Here is a 13844-nt window from a genome sequence, read left to right as displayed (position 1 = left end):
TTGAATTTTTATATTATGTTCATATCAATGACGAACCTGTACTGTACATCGCCTTTCAAAGTCCGCTCGAAAGCTTTATTGATATAATCGGGCGCGATTACTTCCACTTCTGAAGTGATATTGTTCGCTGCGCAGTAATCCAGCATTTCCTGCGTTTCGCCAATACTGCCGATCATCGAACCTACCACCCGTCTTCTTTTTGAGATCAGCATATATGCCGCAAGCTGTGGTGCTTCCGGCGGTACGCCGAGCAGTATCATGGTACCGTCCTTTTTAAGAAGGTTCAGATAGGTATTATAGTCATGTTTGGCAGATACCGTATCAATGATGAAGTCAAAAGACGAAGCAGCATCTTTCATCTGTAACTTGTCAGATGTAAGCACAAAATGATCCGCGCCAAGTTTTAATGCACTTTCTTGTTTTGAGGGCGAGCCGCTCAGCACAGTAATCTCTGCTCCAAACGATGAGGCGAACTTAACGGCCATATGACCTATACCGCCCAATCCTAACACGGCAACTTTATGCCCTTTTCCCACTTTCCAATGCCGCAAAGGAGAATAGGCGGTAATGCCGGCGCACAGCAGCGGGGCTACCGCCGCTGAATCCAGGTCTTCTGAAACTTTCAGCACATATTGCTCATCGACAATGATACTGTCCGAATAACCGCCTTTGGTTACTGTCCCATCAGCTTTTTTTCCGTTCTGTGTTGGGGTAATACCGTTCTCGCAGTATTGCTCCTCCTGTTCGTTGCAGCTACTGCAATGCCTGCACGAATCGATAAAGTAACCAACTCCTACCAGATCACCGGATCTGAATTTTGTCACATTTTCACCCGTTGCCTTAACTCTTCCGATGATCTCATGTCCGGGAACCAGCGGATACATCGTGCCACCGTATTCATTTTTTGCCTGGTGAATATCTGCATGGCAGATGCCGCAGTATAAAATATCTATTAACACCTCTTCTTTGCCTGGTTCAGCCCTTTCAAATTCGAAAGGTACTAACCCGGATGAAGCGTTATGCGCCGCATATCCTTTTGATTTTATCATAACTCTGAATGTTTTAAGTATGAAAATGCTGCCACCGGACAGCATTTCCACAGTTGTTTAAAATTATTTCTTATGCAACCGAATAGATCCTGACATCAGGATTGTCTTTAAGAAAAGGTTTTAATCCCACCACAACATCGTTGTTGAAGAGTTCACTTGACAGATACGCGCCTGCATCTTCGGCAGAATTAAAACCATGGAGAACCTGTACGTCCTGATCACGGATCAGCAGCTCTTTTGAGGTTGCCCCTTTGATGGTATCAAGGAATGGCGCTTTGAATTTTGTATAAACTCCGGCAGCATTTGCCCTGTCTGCCTCATCAATCTTTAAGGTGATCGCTAAATATGCTTTTGACATTTCTTTAATTTTTAATGATTAAATATTTGTTTTAAATTGTGATACAAAGTTCCGTCTTAACTTCCGCTGATAAAATGGAGATATCGGTATTAAAATGGTAGATTTTGGCAAGAAGAAGGCTTGAACGATTACTCGCTTCTGCCTGCCATTGCCCCGCCATCAACATCCCAGATGGCACCGGTGACCCAGGCAGTCTTATCCGACAACAAAAAGGCAATTGTACCTGCTACATCATCGGGCAGACCGACCCGCCCGATTGGATGGAACCCGTCGTACCGGTGCAGCGTTTCTGCGATCAGATCTTCCCGGATAAATGCTTTATAAATCGGTGTAATAACGAAAGCGGGGGATACCGCATTGACCCTGATGTTCCAGTCCGCGAGTTCAACAGCCAATTGTTTGGTAAGACCGAGCAAACCCGACTTTGCAACCGAATAAGCTGAGGCAGGGGCGCTTTTCAAGGCCTGGTTAGCGGAAAAAGAGCCAATATTGACCATTGAGCCGCCACCATTTTCTTTCATGATTTTTGCCGATGCCTGTATGATGAAAAAGAAAGCCTTCGTATAGCTCTGGTACCTGTCATAATCAGCCGTGGTATGCTCCATAAACGGTTTGAGGAAGAAATAACCGGCGGAGTTAACCAGATATCTGAGACGAGGCAATGAGGTGCCTAGCTCCTTGTTGAAGCATTCGACATCTTTCATATTAGCAAGGTCCAAAGAAAAAGTGCGAACAATAGGGCCGATATCTCCCAGTTCTTTTTTTGCTTCCTCCAGGGTGCGAAGGTGACGGCCGACAAGTGTCACTTCAATACCTTCTTGTAACAACCTGGCAGCCGTAGCTTTGCCGATCCCGGTCGAGCCTCCTATAATTAATGCCTGTTCCATTTATTGTCCTGTGAATATTTGTTTAAGCAAAGTTCAACAGGGCGCCGGTCATATAAAATGAACAGATCCGAAAACAAATGGTACTTTTAGGAAACTGATCTGCGGAATTCGGACGGAGATATCCCGGTATGTTTCTTAAAATACTTTACAAAATAAGAAGCGTCATCGAAGCCCAGGCTATAGCCGATCTGGTTTACGTTGAGGGGGGAATGCAAGAGCATGCGCTGGGCTTCCAGGATGATCCGTTCCTGTATCATCAACGAAGGGCTCTTGCCTACCAGCTGATTGGTGAGGTCGGCTAAAGTCCGGGCGGATACATACAAAGCCTGCGCATACTCGGCCACAGTGAAACCTTTTTTATAATTTTCGTCTATCATGTTAATAAACCGCATGAGCTGAAGCCGCTTTTCGTCAATCTGAGAAGCCGCCTTTCCATCCTTTTCCTGGAACTCATTTCTGCGCCGTTGTACCTGGATCATAAAAGCTTTCAGGTAGATCCGCAGTAATTCTTCCTGGGCAAAGGCCTCAGGGTTGACCAGCTCGGCTTTCATCAGTTCCAGATATCCCTCTAAAATATGGTCTATACCGCTTCCGACACAACAGGAAGGTTGCTGGTAAGGGTTGTTAAACAGGTCATAATTCAGAAAGAATTCGAATTCACTGTCTTTTTGAACCAGAAAAGGTTCATTGAAATGAATCAATATACCGCGGTAATCCGGATTTCCGTCAAAATAATGAACCTGGTTTTTAGCAATAAAGAAAATGGAATTGTCTGTAACCTCATATTCCTTAAAGTCCACGAAGTGCCTGCCGCGGCCTCCCCTGAACCAGATGATCTGGTAAAAGCTATGGATGTGGGCCTTACTCGCATGTACTATATGTTCCTTTAAGTATTCGCCGAGATCGAACATAGTGAACTGCGGTTTCTTCGGCTGGTTCAGGTTAAGGTGGTATTCGCTTATTTTGTCTGTATCCTGTTTTTTCATGCTATGTAGTTCCTTATTATTGCGGCGTGCTGTGCAGTCACATCTAACCTGTATTGTTTATTTAGACATCTAAATTATAGATTTATATCCGTTCAACGATCAAACAATCCATGCAACTATTTTTCTTGCCGATATCTACCATTTCTTTTCCAATATGTCCGTTTTTATCATTCACCTCATACTTCAATTTCGCGTTATGAAAAAGAGCGAACAAATCATTATCGCCGGGGCGGGGTTAAGCGGACTGTCACTCGCGTATGAGTTAACAAAAAAAGGGATTACGCCTGTCATTTTAGAGGCGTCTGCCCGGGTGGGAGGAAGGATAGAGACCATCGAGGGCACATTGGGAACACCGCTGGAACTTGGAGCTACTTGGTTCTCTGACCTGCACACTAATCTCTTGGGTCTGATCGATGAGCTTGGACTTGAAAAATTTCATCAGTTTGCCAGAGGCATTTCACTTTTTCAAACCAAATCTTTCGAGCCGCCGCAAAAGTTCTTTGTACCGGAATCCGAGTCTCCCTCATATCGCCTGGGCGGCGGCACTCAACAATTAATCGACGCCCTTGAAAAAAAAATAAAGAGCAATACCCTCAGACTAAGTACAAAAATAAAAGTAATTGAAGATCATGGTGAAAGTCTGAAAATATTCACCGATTCAGGCGAATCTGTTTTTGCCGGGAAGGTTGTACTTTGTTTGCCTCCCCAGCTCATATCCGCTGAGTTATCTTTTGATCCTGCGCTACCTTCCGACATTACAGAAGTGTTGCCCGCTGTGCAGACATGGATGGCAGGTTCTGTTAAGTTCGCGCTCGAATATCCCAGCGCATTCTGGCGGAAAAACGGCTATTCGGGCATGCTTTACAGTCATGCCGGGATCGTCTCTGAAATGTATGACCATACCAACAAGGCGGGGAACAAATTCGGATTTACCGGCTTTTTAAATGGCGGGGCCGCATACTATAGTCAGGAAGTCAGGAAGGAATTGGTAAAGAAGCACCTGGTTGAGCTTTTTGGCGAGCAGGCCGCCGCACCTTCCGTATATCTGGATAAGGTCTGGAACGATAAATACCTGATATCCGGCAGCCCTGTCAACCAGCGGCCACACCAGAACAACGGGCACCCATTGTTGAAGCGATCCTATATGGCCGGAAAATTGTTATTTTGCGGAACAGAAACCGCCTGGCAATTTGGGGGGTATATGGAAGGCGCGGTTGCTTCCGCAAAGGAAACTGCCTTACGATTAGTTAAGGATTAAGTCTCGGCCCAAAATACTCACGTAAATGAAAAAGAACATAACCTACAAAATTGCTGAAAGCCGGGACGACTTTGGGCGCTGCAGAGAAATCATATTGGAATACGTGAAAACCCTGGGCGTCGATCTGACCTATATGGATCTTCCGAATGAGCTTTCCTCCATGGAGCAGAAATATAGTTCACCTGAAGGTGTATTTATCCTCGCATTTGATGGTGATCTGGTTGCAGGCTGTGTGGGAATCCGGAAGATAAATTGGGAAATGGCAGAATTGAAAAGACTCTACGTTAAAAATGTTTACCGCGGCCTGAAGATTGGATTAATTCTGTTACAGAAAGTGTTGGAAAGTGCGCAGCAACTGGGTTACAAAAAGGTTCGGCTAGATGTGATCCCTTCATTGCTAAAAGCGAAATCGCTTTACCATTCTTTAGGGTTTGAGGAAATACCACCCTATTTCAATAATCCGGTAATCGGAACGGTTTACATGGAAAAAAATATAAGCCTCCAGGAAAACCAATGATGAAAACAGGCAATCACATGAAGTAGCAGAAGCCGAAATGCTTTTTGACAGGGAAGAATTTCCCTTTAAACAATAGTTACAATGTTTTGGTTTTTGCACTCATACATCAGGACTTGAAAGAAAACTTGAGGCAATAGGTGTACAATTCGCCTTACAGGAAGTTGCCTGAAATTTTTTGCTCATGATGGCAAACAACAGGGGCTTCTCCCTGGTCCGGGTATGCCCCATTATTACCATTTATTTACGGTTATGTCCATTTTAAGCCATATCGTGTCCTCATACCTTTGTTCAGGTTATTTAGAAAGTAAGTTTATGTTAAACAAAATTAATTTAGAAGCCTTAAACGGCTATATCGAATCGATCAGAAGTAATGCTGATGAAGCAATTACCTCGGTAGGAGTTACCGCAAATTGGAAAGGTGGCGTCAACACGGAGATTACTACTCATCCCAAACAAGTAGGATCTTCCAAAATCGCCAGGCAGTTTTCTTTTATGATCGGGGAGCCGGAAGAGCTATTAGGAGATAATCTTAACCCTAATCCACAGGACTATATGCTTGCAGGTATGGCCGGCTGTATGATGGTTGGTTTCGTCGCCGGAGCGACAAGCAAGGGTATCCGTTTGGACAATGTAAGATTATCTGTTGCAGGTCATCTTGATCTGAGAGGGTTTCTTGAAGTGGACCCGGACGTAAGCGTGGGCTTTGAGGAATTACAGTTCAACTTTGAGGTGTCCGGAAGCGGTACGCAGAAAGATTATGATGACCTGGTTGAGCATGTCCGCAAGGTTTCGCCCGGCTACAGGACCATGGCCGATCCAGTGAAAATCACGATCAACAAGCAACTTTAACCCATGCTTATGGTTTGAAGGACCGGGCAAACCACCCGGTCTTTTCAGTGCAGATCATATGGGTTTTTACGTCTGTTCTCCTATTACAGCGCTGATTGTGGTTGCTACACAAAGAACAAAGCAAAGCTGTAATGCGACTATAAAAAGAAAAGAAAATGGTTTGTAATTCTACAATTAAATATAACAGTTATGAAAATAAAGATCTATCAGGTAGACGCCTTCACGGATACGATTTTCAAAGGTAACCCGGCAGCGGTGTGTCCATTGGAAGAATGGTTGGACGATGACATATTATTGCGAATTGCGAAAGAGAACAATCTCTCGGAGACGGCTTTCTATGTACGACGGGCTGCCGCTATCGAAATTAGGTGGTTCACACCCAATACAGAAGTCGACCTTTGCGGCCATGCTACACTCGCAACGGCTTTCGTACTGCATCAGTATGAAGACTTCAGCGATAACACGATCCCGTTCCATTCTCCACGTAGTGGTACCTTGCCCGTAACGGTTCAACGCGATAAATATGTACTTGACTTTCCGGCGGATCAGTTTTCTCCGGTAGGTATGACAGCAGAACTTTTAATGGCTACGGACAAGGTCCCCATTGCAGCTTACAAAGGCAAAACAGACTTCATGTTAGTATTTAAAGACCAGGAAGATATTGCCACACTGGAACCCAGGCTGCAGACGATCGCGAACTTAGATGCACGAGGGGTGATCGTAACAGCAAAAGGCGTTGATAGTGATTTTGTGTCCCGTTTCTTTGCACCCGCTGTTGGCGTAAATGAGGACCCCGTTACCGGATCCGCTCATACAACACTTATTCCTTACTGGGCAGCACAAATGGCTAAAACAGAATTTCTTGCCCGCCAGCTATCCGAACGTTCCGGTGAATTGCAATGCCGTCTGCTGAACAATAGGGTTAATATCAGCGGCCGGGCGGTATTGTATATGCAGGGAGAAATAATGATATGAAAGCAGGCTAATAAATATACACGGATGAATAAGAAATTCCGGTTATAATGTGTTTCAACTAACCGCAGTCTCGAAAAAGACCTTAACTAAAACAAGTCATACATACCAGCTACACGTGTTTCATCAATGCCTGAGATGGATAGCAAGCGGTCTTTAAGCGATGTAAGTACAGTCGTTTTTAAAGTCTCGGACGCTAAATATAAATCAATAAGACAATGGTGGGCTACCGGTACTTGTGACCTTTACAACAGCTGTTGGGTGGTGAACCCTGAGTTGTTTACTGAATGTATCAAAATTGTCTTAAGCAGGTTACAAAAACAGATCCGGAGATTTAAAGGTTACTGTGGGTTGATTATAATAACCTGTAAATCAATATATTATTTATTGTTCAATATTTGAACGTTTTTGATATGAAATTGGTAACGGTGTATCCGAGAATGCAACTACTTTGCGATAGTTAAAACCAAGGTAACACCTTTATTAGATTTATGAGAAAACATTCTGTCCTGGCCTAGTCCATGGTCGTAGCCCTTGGCGGCTTCCTTTTTGGCTTTGATACAGCGGTAATATCGGGCGCTGAAAAATCAATTCAGCAATATTGGCACCTGTCAGTAGTAGAACACGGACTGACTATTTCTATCGCGCTTATGGGTACGGTAATAGGCTCGTAGTACGCTTTTAAAAATGATAGGCCATGCCAGCTACCGTGTGTTTGATGTCAACCTGCGGACACCGCATTATTCAGTTGGCACCATTACCGATCTGCTGAACCATGCGGACCTCGTAAATCTAAATGCAGTCGAACTATTGATAATTGCCAACTGGCACGATGCTGCCTGCGAAATAGAAAGCGATTGTGTAGACCTGCTGTTCTCGCGGTTCGGGGTAAAGGAAGTGCTGATCACCAAAGGTGGTACCGGTGCCACTTATCATACCCCGATGTTCAGGTACGATTACCCCGCTTATAAAATAAACGTGGCCGATACCATAGGCAGCGGTGATTCGTTCCTTGCGGCTCTTCGACTTGCTGTTTCTGTTTTTTGTCGGGTAGTGAATATCCACTTGTGGTTATCGATTTCAGTGCTGATTTCTGCACGGTTTAATTTCTTCACGTCAGCATAGGCTAATCCAGTATAACAGCTAAACAAAAAAACATCACATAATTGCGTTAACCTCGCACTAACTAATTTTTTGTTGGCCATGGTTTCCAATTCTTGGCTTGAAAGAACTCTGATAATTTCTTTGATTTTCGACTTATAATTGATAAACGGGCTTTTCGGAAGCCAGTCATTAGCAACGCAGATATGAACTATTTTTTTCAGGTTTTTGATGTACTTAATTGCAGAATTATTGTTGCATTTCCTCATTGTTCGAAGGCAAAACTCCAATGAGGTTACAAACTCATGATCTAATTCACGGATGTTGATGTCGGAAATTTTGTACTTCCATTTAAGGAAATCTGTCACGTGTTTGAGGGTGGTTAGGTAACGTATAGCTGTGGCTGGCGCAAATTCTCGACCTATTAACGCCTCCATCTGGCGATTATGATCTTCAAATATTTCTACCAGCATACGGCAGGGTTCGGCCTTATCTATACCATTGATATGATCTTTTACTGATTATGAATTTATCGGAATTTTTTTCTCAATCATTTCGCGGTAAACCTCGTAAGGCTTTTGTTCGAGGGTTTTGAGATGTGCGTTAATGGAACGTGCATCGGGGTTATTTCCTGTTACTTTTTGGGCTAAAGAGTTCCACCTTTCGGGGTCAATAGAGCGTTTCGTCGCAATCTCAACTCGCTCTTTTTCTATAGTTATCCGCAGATAAATAGGGGCAGTCCCGCCGGACTGCATTTTTGTCCTTTTCAATTGGAACAAAAGAGCAAATGATTTAGGCATTCTAGTGCTTATTAAAGTGTTAAAATTCTTGCTTTATGCACCGGTAAATCAAATAGTTTCTTTTTGTATATTTATGTGATTTACAGATGCTACAAGCATTTCGAGAGACCTAAAGTAGGAGACCTAAATAGGTCTCCTACTTTAGGTCTCCAGAGCTATGCACTTTTAAAGACTGTTATGGATGATAAAACATAAAAAAACGCTATAAATGGTCAATTTATAGCGTTTTAGACTGTTGAAGTCCTGTCTTAGTGGAGCCGGAGGGATTCGAACCCTCGTCCAAACATGGTATAAGGTAAGCTTTCTACATGCTTAGCTTCTGTTTAATTGTAGGGAAGGGGAAGGTCAGTCGCTTACCTGTACCGTCTTCCTTAGGTGCTTTATCTTACCCGCTTATCACACCCTAAGCAGGCCAGTTTCATCTTTCGATGCCCCGGTTGCCGATCCGATGAAACGGAAAACCGGCGGGACAAAAGCTATGCTAATTCTAAATTAGGCAGCTAAGGCGTAGTTATTTTCGCCATTTGTAAGTTTGAGTGTTCAGATTAAAGCGCTAATTCACCCAACGCGCTGCATGCTTACCTACTTATCTCCATCCTGTCAATTCCGGTCGACCCCATTTATTGGAGCTTAAAGCTGAAAGGATAAAGCAAAAAGCCATCAAAGATATAAAATTTTAGCAAACTGGGCAAATTCAAACGCTTTCGGCCTTTTGCTTTAAGCTTTCAGCTACCACGCGGCCCGGATAAACTTTCAATGCTTCATCCAGGCAAACCATAGCTTTTTTAAGGTCGTCGTTATTTAAAACGTAAGCCATGCGTACTTCATTTGATCCGGCTCCCGGTGTACTGTAAAAGCCGGTTGCCGGAGCCATCATCACTGTTTCGTTATTGAGACTGAAGGTTTCCAGCATCCACTGGCAAAACTTGTCGGCATTATCAATGGGCAGTTTGGCAACCACGTAAAAGGCACCACCCGGATTAGGGCAGTAAACGCCATCCATTTTGTTCAATGCACTTACAAGTGTGTTACGCCTGCTCGTATATTCTTTATTTACTGCTTCAAAATAGCTATCCGGAGTATCAACTGCAGCTTCGCCGGCAATTTGTTCAACCATGCCTGCGCTTAAACGGGCCTGGGCAAATTTTAAAGCTGTGGCACGCAGCTCTTTATTTTTAGTGATCAGGCAGCCTAACCGGGCCCCGCACGCGCTGTAGCGTTTGCTTACTGTATCCAGTATTACAACGTTTTCTTCAAGCCCATCCATGTGCGCCGGTGATATAAATGAACGGCCATCATAGCAAAACTCGCGGTAAGCTTCGTCCGAAAAAAGGTAAAGGTCATGCTTTAAAACCAGTTGCTTCAATGCTTCCATCTCTTCTTTTGAGTATAAATACCCGGTAGGATTGTTAGGATTGCATATGATGATGGCCCTGGTTTTATCCGTTATAAGTTTTTCAAATTCGCTGATGGGAGGGAGCGCGAAACCATTATCAATATATGACAATATAGGCTTAACCACAACATCGCCCTGACTTGCAAATCCATTATAATTGGCATAAAAAGGTTCAGGGATGATCACTTCATCGCCCGAATCAAGGCAGGCCATCATGGCAATTGTAATCGCTTCAGAGCCTCCTGTTGTAACAATAATATCCTCGGGAGTGATATTATACTCCAGTTTGTTATAATATTCAGTAAGCTTTTTGCGATAGCTTAATGTGCCTTCGCTTGGGGTATAGGCCCAAACCTTAAAATCAATATTTTTAATGGCATTCAGCATGCCATCGGGCGTAGCAATATCGGGTTGGCCGATGTTGAGATGATACACCTTTTTTCCATCCTGCTTAGCTTTATCAGCGTAAGGTGTTAATTTTCTTATCGGTGATGCGGGCATCCGTTGCCCTTTTTCAGATATTTTTGGCATCCTGCAAATTTACTAAAAATGAAAATACTGTTTTGTAAAACCTTTGTAAACGAAAAAAGACCCGGTTTCGGGTCTTTTAAATATATTTTTAAATACCCCGGTTGATATACGGGATATATCAAGCATGCAATCAATTATTTGCTTGCCGCGGATTTAGCTACTACTTCACCAACAATATTCAAATATTTTTCGGGCGTTACTGCGTTTGATTTTACTACGATAGTTTTATTAAACGGAGCAGCAGCGGCAGCATTGTAAGTGATTTTGATGGTGCCTTTATCGCCGCTTTTTACAGGGGTTTTTGTATAGTCGGCAATGGTACAGCCGCAGGTTGGTCTTACTTCTGTTAAAATAAGAGGCTCTTTACCAATATTGGTAAACTCAAACACGGTAGTAACAGGAGTGCCTTGTGGTATTTTACCAAAATCATGCTTTTCTTCGTTAAATTTAAACTCAGCTTTTCCGCTATCTTGTGCTGATGCGGTAAAGGCAAAGCCTAATATTACCGCGCAAATCATTAATATCTTTTTCATACGTTATATTTGATTATTACAAATATAAAAGGTTTAATGTAATTACAAAACTATTACTCAAACTCGGGGTTTTATCTGTTAGTTTGCTTAATACAGAATAGAATTTTATACTTTTACCGTCTAAACAAAATTTTATATGCCTGAAACTACAACACGCGCTACCAGTAAATTTAATACTGCCGAGCTCAGTTTTGATGATTTCAAGAAGATTGTTATTGATGATTACCGCATTGGTTATGAGAGCCGTCAGGCCAGTTTAATAGGCCGCAGGGAAGTGCTAACGGGCAAGGCAAAGTTCGGTATTTTCGGCGACGGTAAAGAGGTTGCGCAATTGGCAATGGCCAAGGCTTTCCGCGCCGGCGACTGGCGCGCGGGCTACTACCGCGATCAAACTTTTATGTTTGCTACGGGCATGAGCAATATGAAAGAGTTTTTTGCCCAGTTATATGCTAACCCCGATATTGAAAAAGATCCGGCCTCTGGCGGCAGGCAAATGAACTGCCACTACGCTACACGTTTTGTAAATACTGATGGCAGTTGGGTTAACCAGGCCGAAACGATGAACAGTTCGTCGGATATTTCAACCACCGCCGGACAAATTCCCCGCTTATTAGGTTTAGCTTACGCGTCAAAGCTATATCGCCAAAATAAAGAACTGGATTACCTGAAACAATTTTCGGTTAATGGTAATGAAGTTGCATTTGGCAGCGTTGGTAACGGCGCCACATCCGAAGGTTCATTTTTTGAAACTTTTAATGCGGGAGGGGTACTACAGGTGCCTATGGCCATCTCTATTTGGGATGACGCTTATGCTATTTCGGTGCCGGCAAACCTGCAAACTACCAAAGAAGATATTTCTGAAATATTAAAAGGCTTTCAGCGCGAAAATGGAAGCAATGGTTACGAGATCTTTAAAGTGCGTGGTTGGGATTATATTGCCCTTTGTGAAACTTACGAGCGTGCCATTAATATTTGCCGTGAGGAACATGTGCCTGTGCTGATTCATGTTACCGAAATGACCCAACCACAGGGGCACTCAACTTCTGGTTCACATGAGCGCTATAAAAGCAGGGAACGCCTTACCTGGGAGGATGAGCACGATTGTTTGCAAAAAATGCGCGAATGGATGATCACATCGGCTATCTCGACCGAAATAGAACTGGAAGAGCTTGAAGCCGAAGCGAAAAGGTATGTACGCGAATGTCAGCGTGAGGCGGCTAATGAATTAGCTGTCGTAATAAAAAGCGAAATAGAAGAAGCTGCAGCCCTGATCGATGCCTTTGCCGAAACAGTGCCGGATAAAAAAGAAGCAATATCAGCATTATCCGCTGGTTTGCGCTCCAGTATTGATGCCGGGCGTCGCGAAATCTTTTCAGCCATCCGCAAAACATTACGGTTAACTACCACCGAAAATAATGTTGAACGCCAGCTTTTAACAGAATGGTTAAAAGTTGAGAAAGCAAAAAATACGGAACGTTACAACTCAAAGCTGTTTACAGGAACTCCTGAATCGCCTCTATATGTGCCTATTGTGCCTGCTATTTATAGCGATGATGCAAAGCTATTGGACGGAAGAGAAGTATTGAACGCCGCTTTCGATGCCAATTTTGCACGCGATAAAAGTATTGTTGCATTTGGTGAAGATTTGGGTGCGATAGGCGATGTTAACCAGGGCTTTGCCGGTTTACAGGCAAAATATGGCGAAATCCGCATTACAGATACCGGCATTCGCGAAACAAGTATTATAGGGCAGGGTATGGGACTTGCAATGCGCGGCTTAAGGCCGATTGCTGAGATCCAGTACCTTGATTACCTGATCTATGCCATAACCATTATCAGTGATGATATAGCCAGTTTAAGCTACCGTACGATGGGCGGGCAAAAAGCTCCGCTGATTATTCGTACCCGTGGCCATCGTTTAGAAGGGATCTGGCATTCAGGTTCGCCAATGAGTGTTATTTTAGGGTCGATGCGCGGCTTTCATATTTGTGTGCCCCGTAACATGACCCAGGCAGCAGGTATGTATAATACGCTGTTAAGGGGCGACGAACCTGCGCTGGTAATAGAATGCCTGAACGGTTATCGTCTTAAAGAAAAGCTGCCTGCCAATGTCGGCGAATTCACCGTACCGCTTGGTAAAGCCGAGGTTTTGCGCGAAGGCAGCGATATTACTGTGGTATCGTACGGTTCAACGCTGCGCATCGTACAGGAAGCATCTGAAGAGCTTGCAGCAATGGGCATCAATATCGAAATTATCGATCCGCAAACTTTATATCCATTTGATACAGAGGGGATTTGTGGTATTTCATTAAAGAAAACCAGCAAGTTACTTGTTGTTGATGAGGATTTACCGGGAGCGGGTTCAGCTTATATCCTGCAAAAGATAATGGAGGGCCAAAATGGCTATTATGCGCTTGATGCCCAGCCAAAAACGCTTACCGCAAAAGAACACAGGCCGCCTTATGGTTCGGACGGTGACTACTTCAGCAAGCCATCTGTTGATGATGTTGTTGAAACCGTTTACGCTATGATGCATGAGGCCAGTCCTTCAAAATATCCCGCTATTTATTAATAACATAACTGCAGGTTGTTGAATCAGTGATTCAT

14 protein-coding genes, 1 other RNA gene and 1 pseudogene are annotated in these 13844 nt (G+C 43.6%); 7 read left to right on the top strand and 9 right to left on the bottom strand.

Translation table 11 applies throughout. From position 1 onward, the window contains the following. Nucleotides 1-8: 8 nt before the first annotated feature. The 4 genes from ABIC84_RS04785 to ABIC84_RS04770 form a co-directional block, all read right to left on the bottom strand. Nucleotides 9-1049: an NAD(P)-dependent alcohol dehydrogenase gene (locus ABIC84_RS04785; RefSeq protein WP_429262821.1), complete on the bottom strand. Its 1041-nt coding sequence runs from the start codon at nt 1047-1049 to the stop codon at nt 9-11. A gap of 70 nt (nt 1050-1119) precedes the next feature. Beyond that, nucleotides 1120-1407 carry a hypothetical protein gene (locus ABIC84_RS04780; RefSeq protein WP_429262820.1) on the bottom strand — a complete coding sequence of 96 codons (288 nt, stop codon included), beginning with the start codon at nt 1405-1407 and terminating at the stop codon, nt 1120-1122. A gap of 128 nt (nt 1408-1535) precedes the next feature. Next, entirely contained in the window at nt 1536-2294 is a 759-nt protein-coding gene (locus ABIC84_RS04775; protein ID WP_429262819.1) for an SDR family NAD(P)-dependent oxidoreductase, read from the bottom strand. An 86-nt stretch (nt 2295-2380) separates the two neighbouring features. Then, nucleotides 2381-3280, bottom strand: coding sequence for a helix-turn-helix domain-containing protein (locus tag ABIC84_RS04770; RefSeq protein WP_426588269.1), 900 nt, complete (start codon nt 3278-3280; stop codon nt 2381-2383). 196 nt (nt 3281-3476) lie between these two features. Here ABIC84_RS04770 and ABIC84_RS04765 point away from each other — a divergent pair, with 196 nt between their 5' ends. The 6 genes from ABIC84_RS04765 to ABIC84_RS04740 all read left to right on the top strand — a co-directional run bounded on the left by ABIC84_RS04765 (nt 3477) and on the right by ABIC84_RS04740 (nt 8001). Further along, on the top strand, nt 3477-4538 hold the full coding sequence (locus ABIC84_RS04765) for a flavin monoamine oxidase family protein (protein WP_429262818.1): 1062 nt from the start codon (nt 3477-3479) through the stop codon (nt 4536-4538). Nucleotides 4539-4563: 25 nt separating this feature from the next. Next, nucleotides 4564-5055, top strand: a complete 492-nt coding sequence (locus ABIC84_RS04760; RefSeq protein WP_426588265.1) for a GNAT family N-acetyltransferase — start codon at nt 4564-4566, stop codon at nt 5053-5055. A gap of 312 nt (nt 5056-5367) precedes the next feature. Beyond that, the gene (locus tag ABIC84_RS04755; RefSeq protein WP_426588262.1) at nt 5368-5904 is read left to right on the top strand and encodes an OsmC family protein; all 537 of its coding nucleotides are present in this window, start codon (nt 5368-5370) and stop codon (nt 5902-5904) included. Between the two features lie 189 nt (nt 5905-6093). Further along, nucleotides 6094-6879 (top strand): PhzF family phenazine biosynthesis protein, encoded by a 786-nt coding sequence (locus ABIC84_RS04750; protein ID WP_426588260.1) that lies wholly within the window; start codon nt 6094-6096, stop codon nt 6877-6879. A 518-nt stretch (nt 6880-7397) separates the two neighbouring features. Further along, nucleotides 7398-7550, top strand: coding sequence for a hypothetical protein (locus ABIC84_RS04745; protein WP_426588258.1), 153 nt, complete (start codon nt 7398-7400; stop codon nt 7548-7550). Between the two features lie 13 nt (nt 7551-7563). Then, a complete protein-coding gene (locus ABIC84_RS04740; RefSeq protein WP_429262817.1) occupies nt 7564-8001 on the top strand; it encodes a PfkB family carbohydrate kinase in 438 nt (145 codons plus the stop codon). Between the two features lie 143 nt (nt 8002-8144). Here ABIC84_RS04740 and ABIC84_RS04735 read toward each other — a convergent pair. The 5 genes and pseudogenes from ABIC84_RS04735 to ABIC84_RS04715 form a co-directional block, all read right to left on the bottom strand. Further along, a pseudogene (locus ABIC84_RS04735) lies at nt 8145-8450 on the bottom strand (phage integrase SAM-like domain-containing protein); the annotation flags it as partial. A gap of 48 nt (nt 8451-8498) precedes the next feature. Further along, entirely contained in the window at nt 8499-8777 is a 279-nt protein-coding gene (locus ABIC84_RS04730) for an Arm DNA-binding domain-containing protein (protein ID WP_426588254.1), read from the bottom strand. A 249-nt stretch (nt 8778-9026) separates the two neighbouring features. Continuing rightward, nucleotides 9027-9395: a transfer-messenger RNA gene (gene ssrA, locus ABIC84_RS04725) on the bottom strand. Nucleotides 9396-9471: 76 nt separating this feature from the next. Next, on the bottom strand, nt 9472-10704 hold the full coding sequence (locus ABIC84_RS04720) for a pyridoxal phosphate-dependent aminotransferase (protein ID WP_429262816.1): 1233 nt from the start codon (nt 10702-10704) through the stop codon (nt 9472-9474). 134 nt (nt 10705-10838) lie between these two features. Next, on the bottom strand, nt 10839-11237 hold the full coding sequence (locus tag ABIC84_RS04715) for a DUF1573 domain-containing protein (RefSeq protein WP_429262815.1): 399 nt from the start codon (nt 11235-11237) through the stop codon (nt 10839-10841). A 136-nt stretch (nt 11238-11373) separates the two neighbouring features. Here ABIC84_RS04715 and ABIC84_RS04710 point away from each other — a divergent pair, with 136 nt between their 5' ends. Next, nucleotides 11374-13809, top strand: coding sequence for an alpha-ketoacid dehydrogenase subunit alpha/beta (locus tag ABIC84_RS04710; RefSeq protein WP_429262814.1), 2436 nt, complete (start codon nt 11374-11376; stop codon nt 13807-13809). The last annotated feature ends 35 nt before the right edge of the window (nt 13810-13844 follow it).

The sequence above is a fragment of the Mucilaginibacter sp. 3215 genome, assembly GCF_050433785.1.
In the GTDB taxonomy this organism is placed as follows: domain Bacteria; phylum Bacteroidota; class Bacteroidia; order Sphingobacteriales; family Sphingobacteriaceae; genus Mucilaginibacter.
The sequence above is the reverse complement of the archived record's forward strand: the minus strand, read 5'-3'. Positions and strand labels throughout refer to the sequence as shown.

What these genes read in the sequence shown, in the direction of transcription:
- ABIC84_RS04785 (WP_429262821.1), bottom strand. Translation starts at nt 1,049, where the DNA reads ATGATAAAATCAAAAGGATATGCGGCGCATAACGCTTCATCCGGGTTA.
- ABIC84_RS04780 (WP_429262820.1), bottom strand. Translation starts at nt 1,407, where the DNA reads ATGTCAAAAGCATATTTAGCGATCACCTTAAAGATTGATGAGGCAGAC.
- ABIC84_RS04775 (WP_429262819.1), bottom strand. Translation starts at nt 2,294, where the DNA reads ATGGAACAGGCATTAATTATAGGAGGCTCGACCGGGATCGGCAAAGCT.
- ABIC84_RS04770 (WP_426588269.1), bottom strand. Translation starts at nt 3,280, where the DNA reads ATGAAAAAACAGGATACAGACAAAATAAGCGAATACCACCTTAACCTG.
- ABIC84_RS04765 (WP_429262818.1), top strand. Translation starts at nt 3,477, where the DNA reads ATGAAAAAGAGCGAACAAATCATTATCGCCGGGGCGGGGTTAAGCGGA.
- ABIC84_RS04760 (WP_426588265.1), top strand. Translation starts at nt 4,564, where the DNA reads ATGAAAAAGAACATAACCTACAAAATTGCTGAAAGCCGGGACGACTTT.
- ABIC84_RS04755 (WP_426588262.1), top strand. Translation starts at nt 5,368, where the DNA reads ATGTTAAACAAAATTAATTTAGAAGCCTTAAACGGCTATATCGAATCG.
- ABIC84_RS04750 (WP_426588260.1), top strand. Translation starts at nt 6,094, where the DNA reads ATGAAAATAAAGATCTATCAGGTAGACGCCTTCACGGATACGATTTTC.
- ABIC84_RS04745 (WP_426588258.1), top strand. Translation starts at nt 7,398, where the DNA reads ATGGTCGTAGCCCTTGGCGGCTTCCTTTTTGGCTTTGATACAGCGGTA.
- ABIC84_RS04740 (WP_429262817.1), top strand. Translation starts at nt 7,564, where the DNA reads ATGATAGGCCATGCCAGCTACCGTGTGTTTGATGTCAACCTGCGGACA.
- ABIC84_RS04730 (WP_426588254.1), bottom strand. Translation starts at nt 8,777, where the DNA reads ATGCCTAAATCATTTGCTCTTTTGTTCCAATTGAAAAGGACAAAAATG.
- ABIC84_RS04720 (WP_429262816.1), bottom strand. Translation starts at nt 10,704, where the DNA reads ATGCCAAAAATATCTGAAAAAGGGCAACGGATGCCCGCATCACCGATA.
- ABIC84_RS04715 (WP_429262815.1), bottom strand. Translation starts at nt 11,237, where the DNA reads ATGAAAAAGATATTAATGATTTGCGCGGTAATATTAGGCTTTGCCTTT.
- ABIC84_RS04710 (WP_429262814.1), top strand. Translation starts at nt 11,374, where the DNA reads ATGCCTGAAACTACAACACGCGCTACCAGTAAATTTAATACTGCCGAG.